We start from the raw sequence: 13617 nt of genomic DNA, 5'->3' as shown, positions 1-13617 counted from the left end.
TTTAGCTTGATACACAGAATCAGCCCGTATTCTAAACGCGGCTTGTCGCATCTTGTGCCTTTATGTTGAATTTGCGCATCTTTTCCCACAAAACTTTACGAGAAATCCCTAATACGGCGGCGGTATCCTGCCGTCGCCAGTTCTGGGTATCCAGAACCGAAATAATGCGTGCACGCTCTTCCTGCTCCTGTGCGCTCAGGCTGATGACAGGCTCGGGTCGCTCCAGAATGGGCGCACCTTCAGGCAAAGCCAGAGCCGGGGCCATAACGGGGGCGTTAAAACGTTCCAGCACTTGCCGCAACTGCACCGACTCCCAGGCCCCAAACTGCTTGCTCATGACAGCAACGCGCTCCACCAGATTAGCCAGCTCGCGCACATTACCGTTAAAACGCATGCTGCCCACCGCATCCAGCACCCATTGAGGGATGTCCTCGACGTCGCACTCCAGAGCCTGTTCGAGCAAGGCGCAGAAAATGGCGATTTTCTCCTGGGAGCCTCGCTGTTCCAGATTCGGAATCAGCAACTCAACCACGGCCAAACGGTAATACAAGTCCGCACGGAACTGGCCTTGTTGCACCAACCCCAAGAGGTTTTTATTAGTAGCGGCCACCATACGAAAATCAACCGGAATCTGTTGTGTCGACCCCAGACGCGTCACGGAGCGCTGTTCCAGTACACGCAGCAATTTGACCTGTTGATGCAGGGGCAAATCCCCGATTTCATCCAGGAACAAGGTGCCTTGATCCGCCTGCTCGAAATAACCTTTATGAGCACCGATCGCGCCTGTAAAAGCTCCTTTTGCGTGGCCGAAGAAGTGGGCCTCAAACAGGCCCTCAGGCACCGCCCCGCAATTCACCGGAACAAAGGGCCCTTGCGCACGTGAAGAACGCTCGTGCAGCAATTGAGCGATACGTTCTTTGCCCACACCTGTTTCACCATGAATCAGAACACTGGCCCCGCTATCGGCGTACATATCCGCTTCAGCAATCAAGGCCCGCATCACAGGCGATACGGCTACTAATGGTTGAGGACCACCCTGCCCTTCGCGCTCGACCTGTGCGGTCAGCCCGGCCAGCTTGGCCACCAGGGTACGCAGCTCGGCCTGACTGAAAGACAGCGGCAAGGTATAGGAGTAGGCCGAGGGGTAAAAACGCGGGTCGTAGCCTCGGTCCTCCGAGGCCACCCAGATCACTGGAATGGCGTGCTCGACCAGCCACTGGTGCTGCTCAAAACGTCCCTGGGCCATCACACTGACAGACACCAGTGCAACCGCATGGCGCGTGGGATGACGCTCGGCGTCCAGCACCAGGGAAGGCTCTACGCGCATGACCGCTACCGAACTGGGCTCCATGGCGCGCTCGGCACGCGTCACCAGATCGGAACTACCCTCCCAGACGTATAAAACGGGCTCATTACCCATAAAGCTGACGCTCATTGCTGTATTCGCCTCCCGCCCTATTGCACCAGATAGGCAGTACCGCACTGCACATCGTGAAGCTTCACATCCGCCTCGACCAGACTCAGGCCCAGCAGCTTCAACAGTTCTTCCAGCAGCACGCTCAAACCTTGCAATACAGGGTCCAGCAAAGCGACAACCAGACTTAGTACGGCACCAACCAGGTTGGAGTCTTTAAAGACCAGCACCTCTACCGCCCCTGTCCGGCATTCGCGCATCGCTTGTTGACCACCGATACCACCGATCACGCAGGCCAGATCACTCAAAGGAGCGCCCAGCAGGGTTGTCAGCAAATTATCGACAAAGCCCAAAGTTCCGCCCAACACGCCAATCAAACCGTTCTGGCTCATGGTGCGGGACAGTTGCTCCATGCGTTCCTTGGACCAGTTCATCTCGTTCACAACGGCAGAGACAGAGCGCCCGGCCCCATCACCAACCAGACTTTCTGCCATCTGACGTTTGCCGGAAGCGCCGCTCCAGGGGGTGTTCAGCAAGTCGCCCAGAATGCCCGACAGAACCGCATCGGAGAGCAGGCGCACGCTACGGGACAAGTCCAGCTGAGTTGCGTTCACGGTTGCTTCCGAAGGTTCACCCGGAGGCGCAGTCAACGTCACATTAACCGGGTTTTTGGTATCAATCAGGGGCAAGGTGACTTTGGCGGTCAAAGGCAAGATACCCAGCACATTGATGACACGATGGCGCTGAATCTGCCCGAAGGATTCGTCCTTGCAGCTATTGCTGGTCGAGAAGAAATCCGAATGCGGGAACTTGCCCAGACACACATTCACCAAGGAAGATTTGACCGCAATCGTAGCCTGATTCTCGGCAATCGGGGCACGGCAGATATTGACGAGCTCCCCAGTGGCTTGGGACAACTCGATAATGACCGGCAAGCTGACTTCGGTTCCGAGCACCTTCAGGATCGGGCCGGCCAATGGAATCTTGGAAGTATCCAGATTCAGATAGACTCGCACACCTGCCGAGTTCGCTTTAGTGCCTATCCCGCCCATGGCGATGCTGGGCGGCTCCACAATCCGCACTCGCAAATCCAGGGCGTTATTGAACATATTGGTCAAACCGGAAGGTAGCGCAGTCAGGTTCAAATCAATCAGATTCTTGCCATTGGCCACCACCAGTCCCGTGTTGACCAGTTGCAGCACGTCCAGATTCACATTCAAGGCCGACAAGGGATCCACACCATCGATCAAGGCCAGAATACCGCCATCGCCCAGCAGTTTGACGGGCAAATCCAGAGGCCCGACGCCCAGCAACAAGCGGATGTATTCCTGCAAGGCCCCAACGTCCAGACCCAGTGTTTTTTGCTGGTCCAGCAAGGCCAGACTGGCACTTAGCAAATCGGCCAAAGTCAGCTGCTCCAGCCGGGCCAATTCTTCAGGTGTGCCCACTCCTGCGATAACCGTGGCGGGCAATCCCAAGGCTTTCAACAAACCGGAAGGCGTAATCTTGGCATTGACCAGACCGGCCGAGTCCAGCACCGTCAACTGATCCGGGCGCAGGCCCACGCCGCGCAGCAGGTTATAGACCAGACCATTGCGCTTCAAGGACAAAAGGCGACTGCCCACGGAGAAGGTCGCAACCGGCTCACTGTTCTTGGCGGTGGCAACCGCCTCAATCACCGAGGAAGTAAAGAAAGGGAACAGGGAAGGCGGCTGATAGCTCAAATGCACGCGCACGGAATCAACGGGCAAGGCAGAAACAAAACGCTGGGCCGGATCACTGTGGCTGCTATTCCATTTGCCGCAAAAGACTTTGGCACCATCGCCCGTCAAACCCGCAGCAGGCGAATCGGGCTGGCTGTTCAGGCTGAACCTGGCCATGCTTTCACCTTGCTGGCAGCCCAGCGCGTCCCCGGAACCCAAGGCCTGCGCCCCCGCCAGTGCAGCCAGGTCAGCCGCGTTCTGCAGCCCCCGCTTCACATGGAAGTTATGCCCCAGATGCGCCGCCCCCAGCAACACCAGCCCCACCAGCAACGCGGCGGCCGCAGGCACAATAATGGAACCTTGCTGCTTATGTGCCTGCTCGCTCTGGGTTCGAGTTCTTCCCCATTTCATCTCGCTCTCCTGACCCACTCCAGCCCTGTGGGCTTTAATCACTACCGTTTGTTTTGATGCGCTCTTTCATGTACTCAGGAATGGGATGCTTGAAGCTCTCCAAATAACGCTCCCAGGCCAGATTGGCCGCCGCACCATGCACCGGCAAGACCTTGCCTTCCCGGTCCGGATCCGCCTGCATGCTGAGCAGGCTGCGAGTATCAGGCCCCACCTCGATACGCGGCGGAATATGGCGACGCTCGTTCTGTACATGCACAGGCAAGCCTTCCACTTCAGGCCAAGGGTGTACTTCCTCATCACTCAAGCGGTACTTCTCGTAAGGCTGACGCTCAGCGGGCGCTGTTTCTGCCGCCGGAGCGGCCGGTGTGTGCACACCCTGGTTGCTGGCCGCTGCCGGGCTGGTGCTGACCGGGTAGGTGCTGGTGCCTGAAACCATGGTTCCAGTCAGCGGAGCTTGTGTCTGCGCCCAGGCACTACTGGCCATCAACAAGGTGCAGCAGGCCAAAATGCGGGATCGGTTCATTGCGATATCCTTGAAAAAACGGCAATCAATTCATTGACGAAGACACAGGGCCCAGGCTTTCCAGCAAGGGACGGTTCAAGCCCGCTTGCGTAGAAGAAACCACAACCGCAGCAGGACGAGCCACGGCCGGGTTTTGTGCCTGGGCGGATCGGTTCAAGACCACCTGGCCCATCGCCGTCGGAGTAGCCGGACTCAATGCCACCGCCTGGGCTCTGGCCTGCTCATCCTTTGCAGCCGCTGCCATGCGCAGCTCGTGTTGTTTCTGCATTTGCTGACGGGCGTGCAATTGCTCCAGATCCTGTCCAATCTGTTCGGCCATCTGCACAATGGCTTGCTGGGTTGCGGCGTCCATACCTGCTTGCTGCATCACAAAACCAGCCCGTTGCGTTTCCTGGCTGACCAGCAAATACAAGGCCATATTGCTCAGTATCTTGGGGTTATCCGGGGCCAGTTCGGCCGCCTTGCCCAAGGCCAGACGTGCTTCCTGAGGGCGACCGGAACGCAAGTAGGCATAAGCCAGATCGCTTTGCACAATCGCATTCGTGGGGTCTTGCCCAGCCGCCTGCTTGAGGAAATGAGCAGCTTGATCAAAGTGTTCTTGCGAGCCAGCAATCAAACCCAAACCTTGATAAGCCCGTCCGGCCACGGGCGTATTCAACAGGGACTTGAAGGTGTGCGCTGCCTGCTCCAGCTGTCCGGTTTGACGCTGTGCTTCAGCCCGCAACACCATGACCTCCGGATCTGCGCCATACTCCTTTTCCATGGCTTCGGCATAGGCCAGGGACGCAAAGTAACGGCCCTGTTTTTGCGTCTCTTCCAGCATGCGTACCGCCATCTGTTTGTCAGTCGGTCTGCGCTTTTCCCAATGCTCAATTTCCTTGCTCTGCAAGAAGGCTTCCTGTTCCTGTTGCTGACGCACCAGCTCGTAGGCGGAATCCGTGGTGGAACACGCCACCAGCAAAGTACTACCCAAACCCAGCGCAGCCCAGCGCATCAAGGGACGAGTCCATGTCGACGTTTTCATCAAAGTCACCCTCCGGCCACTTGGCTCAAGCCACGGAACAAGGCCAGAAAACCTGACCCCGCAGTAATAATCAACAAGGCAGGCAGCAAAGTCAGCACCATGACGCCCGTCATCTTTACGGTCAATTTGCCCACCTTGGCTTTCAGCTCCAGGCGACGCTGCTCGCGCAAGCGCACACCGAAGCGGTGCAAGGGTTCCTGCATCGCACCACCGTGCTGGTCCACCTGCACAATCAGGCGACAGATCACGGCCAGATCCTCGTTGGTAAAGCCGCTGGCAATCCGCTCCAACGACTGCTCACGAGTACGACCACGGGCATATTGCTCGACCGCAATGGTCAGCTCTGAGCCCATGACGGGAATCACGTCATGGAACTCGCGTTCGATAGTGTGCAAGGTCTGGTCCATGGACAGGCCCACGCCTTGCAGCAAACGCAGCAAATCCACAAACAGGGGCAGCTCGGCAGCAATACGCATACGACGTTGCGAAACACGACGCGCCAGCCACCATTTGGGCAGCATCCAGCCCAGGGCAAAGCCAATGAACACAGACACAAATGGCACGTACTCATTCAGCCTGCGAGTCATGGGCAGCAAGCTGAACAGGACAATCAGAACAATGCTCAGGCCGACTCGACTCAGGACGAAATACTGCCGCGCCACATCAATGTGCTTGAAGCCTGCATTCATGATGAGTACGCGATCTTCCTCGCTAAGCAGACTGGACCCGAAGCGCCCTTTCAGCCAGCGCTCGCCCAGGCTGCCCGCCTGCATCTTGATCTGTTCCACCGTCTGGCGAGACTGGCTGGGCGCCTGCGTCATGTGCGGCGCGCCTTTCAGGCGTTCATCCACCGCCTGGCTCAAACGCATGGCTTGCTGACGCTGCTGCCAATGGTTGTGAAACCACAAGGCAAACAGAATCAGGCCAGCCAGAGCGCAAGCCACAGCTCCCCAGACCAGAACGGTTTGTGCTTCCAAGGCCATCATGTCTTGCTCCTAGACATTGCGTGCCATCCAATACAGCCAATAACAACCCACACACTGCAAGACTGCTGCGAACAGCAGCATGCGAAACCCCACCGGGTCGTTCCACATGGTCAGGAACAGCTCGTTATTGAAAATCAGAATGTAGACACCGATCAGGATCGGCAATAACGCCAGAATCCAGGCGGACAGGCGCACCTCGGCAGACAAGGCCACCAACTCGCTGCGGGCGTTTTCCCGGTCTCGCATGAAGCCGGCCATACGTTCCATGGTCTGATCACTGCGACCGCCAAAGCGCATCGCCACACTGATTACAGCGGCAACCAGAAAGAGCTCGTGCAAGCCGTGCTGACGCGAAACTGCTCGCAAGGCCACATCCAGATCCTGCCCGGAACGGTGCAGGGAATTTGCATCCTGCAATACCTGGCCCAGGGGTTGCGGCGTGTTGTCAGCCGCATTCAAAAAGGCCGCTCCCATGCTGTTGCCAATGGTGATCAAGCGCACCATCAGATCCAGAAAGTCCGGAATTTGAGAGACGATTTTGCGGTGACGCTTATCACTGCGAAACCACAGAAAGGTATAGGCGCCCAGTACGGTGGCAAGCAGCATGGCCCCACCTGCAACCGGCCCGACAAAAGCCAGCAACAAGGCAGGCGGCACCAGCGTGCCCAGCAAAAGAATCAGATAAAAACGGCGTGAAGGCTGAATGCCGGTGCGCAGCATGAACTCCCGCCAGCCCTTCGGTGCTCCCAACCAGGCATCCTGCGCACTGGGCTGGGCTCGTACGCTACTCTGTACCGCCGGGCGCAAAGCCAGCTGCTGCTCGAGCACCTGTGCCGAACGCTGGGCCTGCTGACGCTGGGCACCCTTGGCCCAGAGCAGTACCGCGCCCAGCATCAGAATCACAGCCGCCAAAGCGATATACAAAGCCATCATTTAGCGTCTCCAATCCCAGAAACCACCGCCTTCTTTAGGCGTGTTGTCCTGAGCCTGAACCTGCTCATTAGCCAGTTGATCGCGGTACTGCATCAGCTTGCGGGTATGAGGATGAATGCCCAGGCTGACCCAGCGATCCTGCTCGGTGCCATCATCCAGCACATAGGATTCGTGGCGATACAGCTCTTGCATGGCAATCACGCCATCGCCCATGCCGGTAATTTCAGTAATGGACAGTACCCGGCGCTTGCCATTGGGCAGGCGGCCAATCTGAATAATGAAGTCCAGCGCGCTGGCGATCTGTCTGCGCAAGCTGTCCTCGCTGCCCTGAAAGCCTGCGAAACCGGCCAGCATTTCTACGCGATACACACATTCGCGCGGCGAGTTGGCGTGGATCGTGGCCATGGAGCCTTCGTGACCAGTATTCATGGCTTGCAGCATGTCGATGACCTCGGCACCCCGCACTTCCCCCACGACCACCCGGTCCGGACGCATACGCAAGCTGTTGCGCAAGAGTTCGCGAATCGAGATTTCGCCGCTGCCGTCATACCCGGCCTGACGTGCTTCCAGGCGCACTACATGCGGGTGATTCAAGGCCAGTTCAGCGGTATCTTCCACCGTTACGACACGCTCGGTTTTAGGGATGTAAAAAGCCAGGGCGTTGAGTAAGGACGTCTTGCCGGAGCTGGTCCCGCCAGAGATCAGAATATTGCAACGCGATTTCACTGCAGCTTGCAGCAGCCGGTCCACCGGCTCGTCAAACGCGCCCAAACGCATCAGATCTTCAGGCTTTAGCGGGTCCTTGCGGAACTTACGGATAGAGACCATGGGGCCATCCACCGCCAGGGGGTGAATGACCACGTTCAGGCGGCCACCATCGGGCAAGCGGGCATCCACCATCGGAACCGACTCGTCCAGTCTGCGTCCCAACGGAGCCAGAATACGGCGCACGATACGCAGCACGTGCTGATCATCCGTAAACCCACTGGGCTCCTGGCCCAACACGCCACCGCGCGACACAAACAGCTTGTCGTAGCCGTTGATCAGAATGTCTTCAACCGCCGGATCTTCCAGCAGATCCTCCAAAGGCCCCAGACCCGCCAGTTCACGGGTCAACGCCTGCACGATCTCGCGCACTTCCTGTTCGTTGACGGGCACCCGTTTCAAACGAACAAAGCTGGCCAATTCGATGCCAACAAAATCCTGTATGGCCTGCCGTGTCCAGCGACCAAACTCGGCTCCCAACTCTTCGATGCGAGCCAGCAAATGTTCATGGGCCTGTTCCCGGACCTGAATCAGGTCGGGACGCCCACCGAGCAATGAAGTATTGTTCATGCCTTACTTTTCCATGCTTGGGCCTGTTCAGCCCCCGAACCTGAATTTCAACCGTCCCAAAACCGTACTGACCTTGTTTTGTGACAGCCCCTGCCTGCGCCCCGTCAAACCCGATGCCAAACTTTGCAAGGCACGGGTATAGGGGTCCTTCTCATCTACTTGCACCAGAATCTTGCCCAGACCGGCGCTGCGCATATGTCCAAGACGCCGATCCGGCAGCACGGCGGCCAGCTCCAGATCAAAGCGCTCGGCAATGGCCTGCCCAGAAAAACCGTAAGCCGGATCAAACTGATTCACCACCAGACGCACATGGGCCAGCGCATCGAACTGCGCACGCAAGGCCATGAACTCGGCCAGGGACACCAGCGCCCCCATGCTTTGGTCTGTGACCACCAGCACCTCGTCCACCAGCGATTCCAGTTCCACCAGAAAACGCGGATTGGGAAAACCGCCGGCATCAATCACCAGGCAGCCCATGCGTTCACGCAAATAACTGCACAAACCCAACGAATCTTCCAGACTGATTTGATTCAAGGTATTCACATCGGCGGGCAAAGACAGCAGGTTCAAGCCGCTGCTATGTTGTGCCAGTGCCGAATGCAACATGGTGTCGTCCATTCGATGACGCTGTGATGCCGCCTGAATGAAGTCAAATTCCGAACCCAGGCCCATGTACAAGGCACAGTCCCCGGTAGGTGCTCCCAGATCCAGCAAACCGACTCGCTCGGACAGCGGCACCAGTTCAACCGGCAAGGGCTTGGCCGACGTCAAACCTCGTACTTCCTTGCCCATGCGGTTCATCTCTTGTTGCAAGAGCCAGGCCAGACTGCTGGCAGCGGTACTGCAACCGACACCAATACGTGCCCCCATCAACAGCACACTGCGAAAAGGCTTGTCCAGCAAAGGGCTGTGCTGGGTCTGTCCCAGCTTTTCAATCAATACCTGCAACTGATGATGCAGATCTTCGTTCGTGTCCAGGTTCAGGAACTCGTTGGCACCCGCCCGCAAGGCATTGACGGGGCCTTGGGGCACGGATGCCCGCCCTACCGCCACACGCTGCACACTGGCATCGAGCCGCGCCAGACTGCGTACCAAACTTACTACCTGTCCGTTCTCTTCCCCATGCTGTCCATGAACAAAGTCAAAAAACACCAAAGGTTCCGCTTGCTTGGCCAGCTCCCGGCGCAAACTCTCGGTCGTGGGCTCAATCGCCCTTACCGTCAGGAGCCCGGCAGCTGCCGTGTTGATCATCACAGCCAGCTCGGGGTGCTCTGTACACAAGAGGTATTCCCGATATCGTTGCACGTCACCACTCCACGCGCTTAGCGCGAAAACCCTGGCATCTGCTCGTAGCCATGGCGGCCCAGCAAGAAGTAGCCCCAGGCATTGGGTGCGTCATCCAGTTTTTCCTGACGACCACCCGGCAAGGCAATCGTGGCGCCTTTCTGGATAGGTTTGATCAGACGGGGAGTGACGACAATGACCAGTTCCAGCTCTTTCTGGCTGTACTGCACGTTGCGGAAAAAACTACCCAGAATCGGCAAATCCCCCAGAAAGGGAATCTTTTTGACGGCAGCGGCGGTTTGGCGAGACACCAGACCACTGATGATGTAGCTTTGGCCATCCCCCAGCTCAATAGTCGTATCGGCTCGACGGGTACGCAAAGAAGGCATCACACCGCCACCGGGCATTTGCACCACATTCGAGTAATCCAGATCACTGGCTTCAGGGGCAACCTTCAGGGCAATACGTTCGGGAGACAGCACCGTTGGCGTTACCGTCAGACCGATCCCGAAAGGTTTGTATTCCACCGTCGTTGTTCCCAAACCGCCCGAACTGGGGATAGGAATTTCGCCACCGGACAAAAAGCTGGCGCTATGACCTGACATGGCCACCAAAGTCGGCTCAGCCAGCACACGGGCCAGGCCATTTTGCTCCAGCAGATTCAAGGTTGCACTGAAGTTGCTCGAGTTGTATCCCAGGCTCAATCCACCCGTTAAAGCCTTGGGCAACAAGTTCACCCCGCCCGACCAGGGCTTGCCACCAATGGCATTGGCACTCAGGCCAATGTCTTTCATGACTTCGCGGGAAACTTCCACCACTTTGACTTCCACCTGCACCATGCCACTGGTGCTGACCTCGGACAGGTCCAGCACCGGCGCATCCGGACCAGCGCCGGAGCGTGCGGCAGCCATGGCATCCTGGTGATCCAGCAAAGAGGGGCTGCTACCCGTAATCAAGGACTGCTGCCCGGCGCTGGACACCTGCGCCGACATGGGGCGACCCGCCTGTGCCAGTTGCTGTTGCACTTGACTGGTCACCTCGATCGTCCAGCGATCCGGATTCGTGCGACCAGGCATCCAGACACGCAAATCAGCCGTACCCGCGCGTTTGCCAATCAGGAGCACCTCGCCGCGCTGCCCGGCCGATGCAGACAGAATTTGCACATCCGCCACGCTTTCATCGCTGATCGCCACACGCTGCGGAACCTGCGACAAACGCAAAATATCCTGATCGTTGGCCACCAGACGTATCACCTTCTGACTGGCGCTGGTTTGGGCCGTTTGCGCCATCACCGGCACCGGTGCCAAACCCGACAAGCAGAGCGCGTACCAGCACCCCAAACCCAGACCTGCTTTTTTGATTTTCTGTCTCATGTGTTTAATCCATGCTGCCTTGCGTCGCGTCTCGTCAGCCCTCACAGGCAGGCTGACCCGTCCCCACAACAAGCTCTGTATTGCTTAATACTGAATGACCTCTAAACGGCCCCCGCGGATAACTTCCGTGCGGCGCGGCGGCGCAGCATGAGGTTCTCCGCTGGCCAGGGCTCGTGCCTGCACCTGTTCTTTTTCGGTCTGGCTGATTGCAAATTCACGCAAGCCCAAACCGGCCATGGCGCGGTTATCCGGCAGTTTCAAGGCATCGCGCTGATCGGCATCCAGACCAGCACGCGCGGGAATCAGACCCGCAAATTCAGGGAACAAGGAGGCGTCCGGCAGGCTCTCGTCCTTGGGAGCACGCAGGACCAGTTGCAGGCTGCCACTGCGGCTGGCCAACAGGAGTTCATTCACCGACTCCAGGGGGACAGCCAACATGGCGTGGCGCGCCTGGGTCTCGGCACGATTCGTCGCATTGGCCTCTGCCGGATCTGGCCCGGACAGCGAAGCGCCGCCATAGGCCAGCACGCGCACACGCGACATCAACAGGCGGGCCTGGGTGTCATTGACTTCGTTGCCGCTGTTAAAGGTAATGAAGATATCGACCAGATCGCCCGGTTCTACCCTGTGGCTGGCGCCAGTAATCACATCAATGGGAATGCTGACGGCGCGCTCACCCTCTTCCAGATAGCTGGCCAGACTTTTGGCGATGAAACTGCTCAACACCGGCTGCCCTTGGCCCAGGTCAAAACGCAGGGTTTTCCCGCTCAAGGCTTCCAGCGTGTTGAAAGACTGGGCAGGAGCCGCAGGCCACTGCGCCAATTCCAGAGCATCAGCCTGCAAGGTTTCCCCCGCTTTCACATCCCGTTTGAGCACGACCACCGCCTGCAAGTTGGCTGCTGGCTCTACGCTTTGCGTGCTGAGCACAGGCTGGACCACCTCGGGTTTGGGCTTCATGCCCAGGTACAAGGCAAACGCAACCAATACGGCTGCGATCAGCAATAAAAGGACTGCCGCCCCCTTCATAATGCCGCTCATTAATGTGGTCTCCTGAGTACGAGTAGTGTCTTGGCGCTTAAGCTGCGCAATTGATCTGCCTGACCTTCTTCAGGCCTGAACAGATCCAGGGTTTGAGAAAGAATTCCGGGTTCAAGCTCCAGCTTCAGGGAAAGCTGGGCGCAGTCATACTGAGGCTCCGAGGCACACGCCTGGGATTGAACATCCGCACTCAGGTCGCCAAACCAATGCAAGAACGCGTCGCTCTTGGCTTGGCCCCTGCCATAATTCCTGGCCAGTTCCTGATTTATAAAAGGCGCGATCTCATCGGCGTTCTTGACCTGCATCGTCGCTTGGCGAGAAAGATCGCCAACCAGATGGTCCATTTTTTGCTTGGCCAGAAACAAGGAACTGAAGGTGATGATGCCGCTGAAGATCAACAACAGTATCCCCACCATCAAGGCAAACTCGATGGCAGCAACGCCTTGCTGGCGTTGTGCAGCAGAAAGGAAACAGGCGACACGTGTCATGGCGTGTCCCCCGCTGTGCCCACTTCACCGGCAACCAGCAGATTGATCTGCGCATTGCCCTTTAACTGTTCGGGCACGACCAGCGCAAACAAGGTATCGGGAGCAAAACGAGGAATCAGGGGGGCTTGCAGGTAGTCGTACACAATCCCCACACGCAGCTCATCACTGAGCAAATCTGTGGTGATGCGCACATGCTCACTGCCTACCCAAGTGCTTAGCCACTGAACCTGATCGGCGGCCACTTCCTTGGCTCGATTTACCCGTGCCTGCAGGCGATCCGGACTGAGCATGGGGCCACCCGGCCCTGCGCCTGGCTCCAGCAAGGCAGCGCGGGCACCGGATTCGGCCGCAAAATTAAGAGACTGCTGCGCGGTCATGATCAGACCGAACGTCAGCAAGCCATACATGAAGAGAAACAACAATGGAAAAACCAATGCAAATTCCAGTGCGTAGGCTCCGTATTGGTATTTTTTATCTACGCCACGCCGTTTTGCTAATTGGCCCTCTCGTGGGGGCTTTATTGATTTTGAATCCATACCCACCCCATTGTTGCAAGGGATAACCAGGCCCCTAAAGGCACACTACGCGCCTTGACGCGGGTTCCCGGCAAAGCAAATCCGTACTTACGTTCCAAGGATGGAATCAGCACCAGCACCAAGGCATGCAAACCTGCCAGTACCGTGCCAAACAACACCACCATGCTTGCTTCCTTCCACCCCAGGGCCAGGCCCAGCACAGCCATCAGCTTCACATCGGCCGCACCCATCAAACGCAATAACCAGATTGGATAAAACACGATCAAGGCGGCGGCAAAACCGATCAGGGAGTCCCCCCAGCCCGCCACCCATCCCCAGGGAAGGCCATAGGACACACTGACAAAAACCTTGTGCAACAGAACCGCCAAACCATAAAAAACTAATAAGGCATTAGGGATTTTCCGGAGCTTCAGATCGCTGTAGATAATCTGAGCGGAAAAGAAAAGCAGAATAAAAATAAAGGAAAGCTTAATTAAAACGGGCATAAGCATCAGCCATTCAAGCTAAAAGATACAGCCAGACCTGAAGTGGCTGATGCACCATCAAAATGTCTTACTTAATCAAAACAA

The 13617-nt window shown here is 57.4% G+C and carries 13 protein-coding genes; all 13 read right to left on the bottom strand.

Annotation, left to right across the window (positions count from 1 at the left end; genetic code table 11):
- Positions 1 to 31: 31 nt before the first annotated feature.
- Positions 32 to 1435 carry a sigma 54-interacting transcriptional regulator gene (locus U2949_RS01015; RefSeq protein ID WP_009456771.1) on the bottom strand — a complete coding sequence of 468 codons (1404 nt, stop codon included), beginning with the start codon at positions 1433 to 1435 and terminating at the stop codon, positions 32 to 34.
- A 20-nt stretch (positions 1436 to 1455) separates the two neighbouring features.
- Positions 1456 to 3528, bottom strand: coding sequence for a pilus assembly protein TadG-related protein (locus U2949_RS01010; RefSeq protein ID WP_321285670.1), 2073 nt, complete (start codon positions 3526 to 3528; stop codon positions 1456 to 1458).
- Positions 3529 to 3562: 34 nt separating this feature from the next.
- A complete protein-coding gene (locus U2949_RS01005; protein WP_052159417.1) occupies positions 3563 to 4051 on the bottom strand; it encodes a DUF3613 domain-containing protein in 489 nt (162 codons plus the stop codon).
- 25 nt (positions 4052 to 4076) lie between these two features.
- Positions 4077 to 5075 (bottom strand): tetratricopeptide repeat protein, encoded by a 999-nt coding sequence (locus tag U2949_RS01000; RefSeq protein ID WP_321285668.1) that lies wholly within the window; start codon positions 5073 to 5075, stop codon positions 4077 to 4079.
- A 5-nt stretch (positions 5076 to 5080) separates the two neighbouring features.
- Complete coding sequence (locus U2949_RS00995) at positions 5081 to 6061, bottom strand: type II secretion system F family protein (protein WP_026483227.1); 981 nt, start codon at positions 6059 to 6061, stop codon at positions 5081 to 5083.
- A 9-nt stretch (positions 6062 to 6070) separates the two neighbouring features.
- The gene (locus U2949_RS00990) at positions 6071 to 6994 is read right to left on the bottom strand and encodes a type II secretion system F family protein (protein ID WP_026483228.1); all 924 of its coding nucleotides are present in this window, start codon (positions 6992 to 6994) and stop codon (positions 6071 to 6073) included.
- Entirely contained in the window at positions 6995 to 8329 is a 1335-nt protein-coding gene (locus U2949_RS00985) for a CpaF family protein (protein ID WP_051316243.1), read from the bottom strand.
- A 27-nt stretch (positions 8330 to 8356) separates the two neighbouring features.
- Positions 8357 to 9634: an AAA family ATPase gene (locus U2949_RS00980; protein ID WP_266140638.1), complete on the bottom strand. Its 1278-nt coding sequence runs from the start codon at positions 9632 to 9634 to the stop codon at positions 8357 to 8359.
- 17 nt (positions 9635 to 9651) lie between these two features.
- Entirely contained in the window at positions 9652 to 10986 is a 1335-nt protein-coding gene (locus U2949_RS00975) for a type II and III secretion system protein family protein (RefSeq protein WP_009459514.1), read from the bottom strand.
- Positions 10987 to 11070: 84 nt separating this feature from the next.
- On the bottom strand, positions 11071 to 12024 hold the full coding sequence (cpaB, locus tag U2949_RS00970; RefSeq protein ID WP_035272109.1) for a Flp pilus assembly protein CpaB: 954 nt from the start codon (positions 12022 to 12024) through the stop codon (positions 11071 to 11073).
- On the bottom strand, positions 12024 to 12512 hold the full coding sequence (locus U2949_RS00965) for a TadE/TadG family type IV pilus assembly protein (RefSeq protein ID WP_321285662.1): 489 nt from the start codon (positions 12510 to 12512) through the stop codon (positions 12024 to 12026). The genes cpaB and U2949_RS00965 overlap by 1 nt, the downstream gene beginning before the upstream one ends.
- The gene (locus U2949_RS00960) at positions 12509 to 13048 is read right to left on the bottom strand and encodes a TadE family protein (protein WP_321285661.1); all 540 of its coding nucleotides are present in this window, start codon (positions 13046 to 13048) and stop codon (positions 12509 to 12511) included. The genes U2949_RS00965 and U2949_RS00960 overlap by 4 nt, the downstream gene beginning before the upstream one ends.
- Positions 13030 to 13533, bottom strand: coding sequence for an A24 family peptidase (locus tag U2949_RS00955; protein ID WP_321285656.1), 504 nt, complete (start codon positions 13531 to 13533; stop codon positions 13030 to 13032). Before U2949_RS00955 ends, U2949_RS00960 begins: the two co-directional genes overlap by 19 nt.
- Between the last annotated feature and the right edge of the window lie 84 nt (positions 13534 to 13617).

The sequence above is a fragment of the Alcaligenes phenolicus genome (assembly GCF_032063905.1).
GTDB classification, from domain to species: domain Bacteria; phylum Pseudomonadota; class Gammaproteobacteria; order Burkholderiales; family Burkholderiaceae_B; genus Alcaligenes; species Alcaligenes phenolicus.
This window is presented reverse-complemented; position numbering and strand designations above follow the sequence as displayed.

Coding starts and splice junctions, on each gene's coding strand:
- U2949_RS01000 (WP_321285668.1), bottom strand. CDS start 5,075: ATGAAAACGTCGACATGGACTCGTCCCTTGATGCGCTGGGCTGCGCTG.
- U2949_RS00985 (WP_051316243.1), bottom strand. CDS start 8,329: ATGAACAATACTTCATTGCTCGGTGGGCGTCCCGACCTGATTCAGGTC.
- cpaB (WP_035272109.1), bottom strand. CDS start 12,024: ATGAGCGGCATTATGAAGGGGGCGGCAGTCCTTTTATTGCTGATCGCA.
- U2949_RS00965 (WP_321285662.1), bottom strand. CDS start 12,512: ATGACACGTGTCGCCTGTTTCCTTTCTGCTGCACAACGCCAGCAAGGC.
- U2949_RS01005 (WP_052159417.1), bottom strand. CDS start 4,051: ATGAACCGATCCCGCATTTTGGCCTGCTGCACCTTGTTGATGGCCAGT.
- U2949_RS00995 (WP_026483227.1), bottom strand. CDS start 6,061: ATGATGGCCTTGGAAGCACAAACCGTTCTGGTCTGGGGAGCTGTGGCT.
- U2949_RS00990 (WP_026483228.1), bottom strand. CDS start 6,994: ATGATGGCTTTGTATATCGCTTTGGCGGCTGTGATTCTGATGCTGGGC.
- U2949_RS00975 (WP_009459514.1), bottom strand. CDS start 10,986: ATGAGACAGAAAATCAAAAAAGCAGGTCTGGGTTTGGGGTGCTGGTAC.
- U2949_RS00955 (WP_321285656.1), bottom strand. CDS start 13,533: ATGCCCGTTTTAATTAAGCTTTCCTTTATTTTTATTCTGCTTTTCTTT.
- U2949_RS01015 (WP_009456771.1), bottom strand. CDS start 1,435: ATGAGCGTCAGCTTTATGGGTAATGAGCCCGTTTTATACGTCTGGGAG.
- U2949_RS01010 (WP_321285670.1), bottom strand. CDS start 3,528: ATGAAATGGGGAAGAACTCGAACCCAGAGCGAGCAGGCACATAAGCAG.
- U2949_RS00960 (WP_321285661.1), bottom strand. CDS start 13,048: ATGGATTCAAAATCAATAAAGCCCCCACGAGAGGGCCAATTAGCAAAA.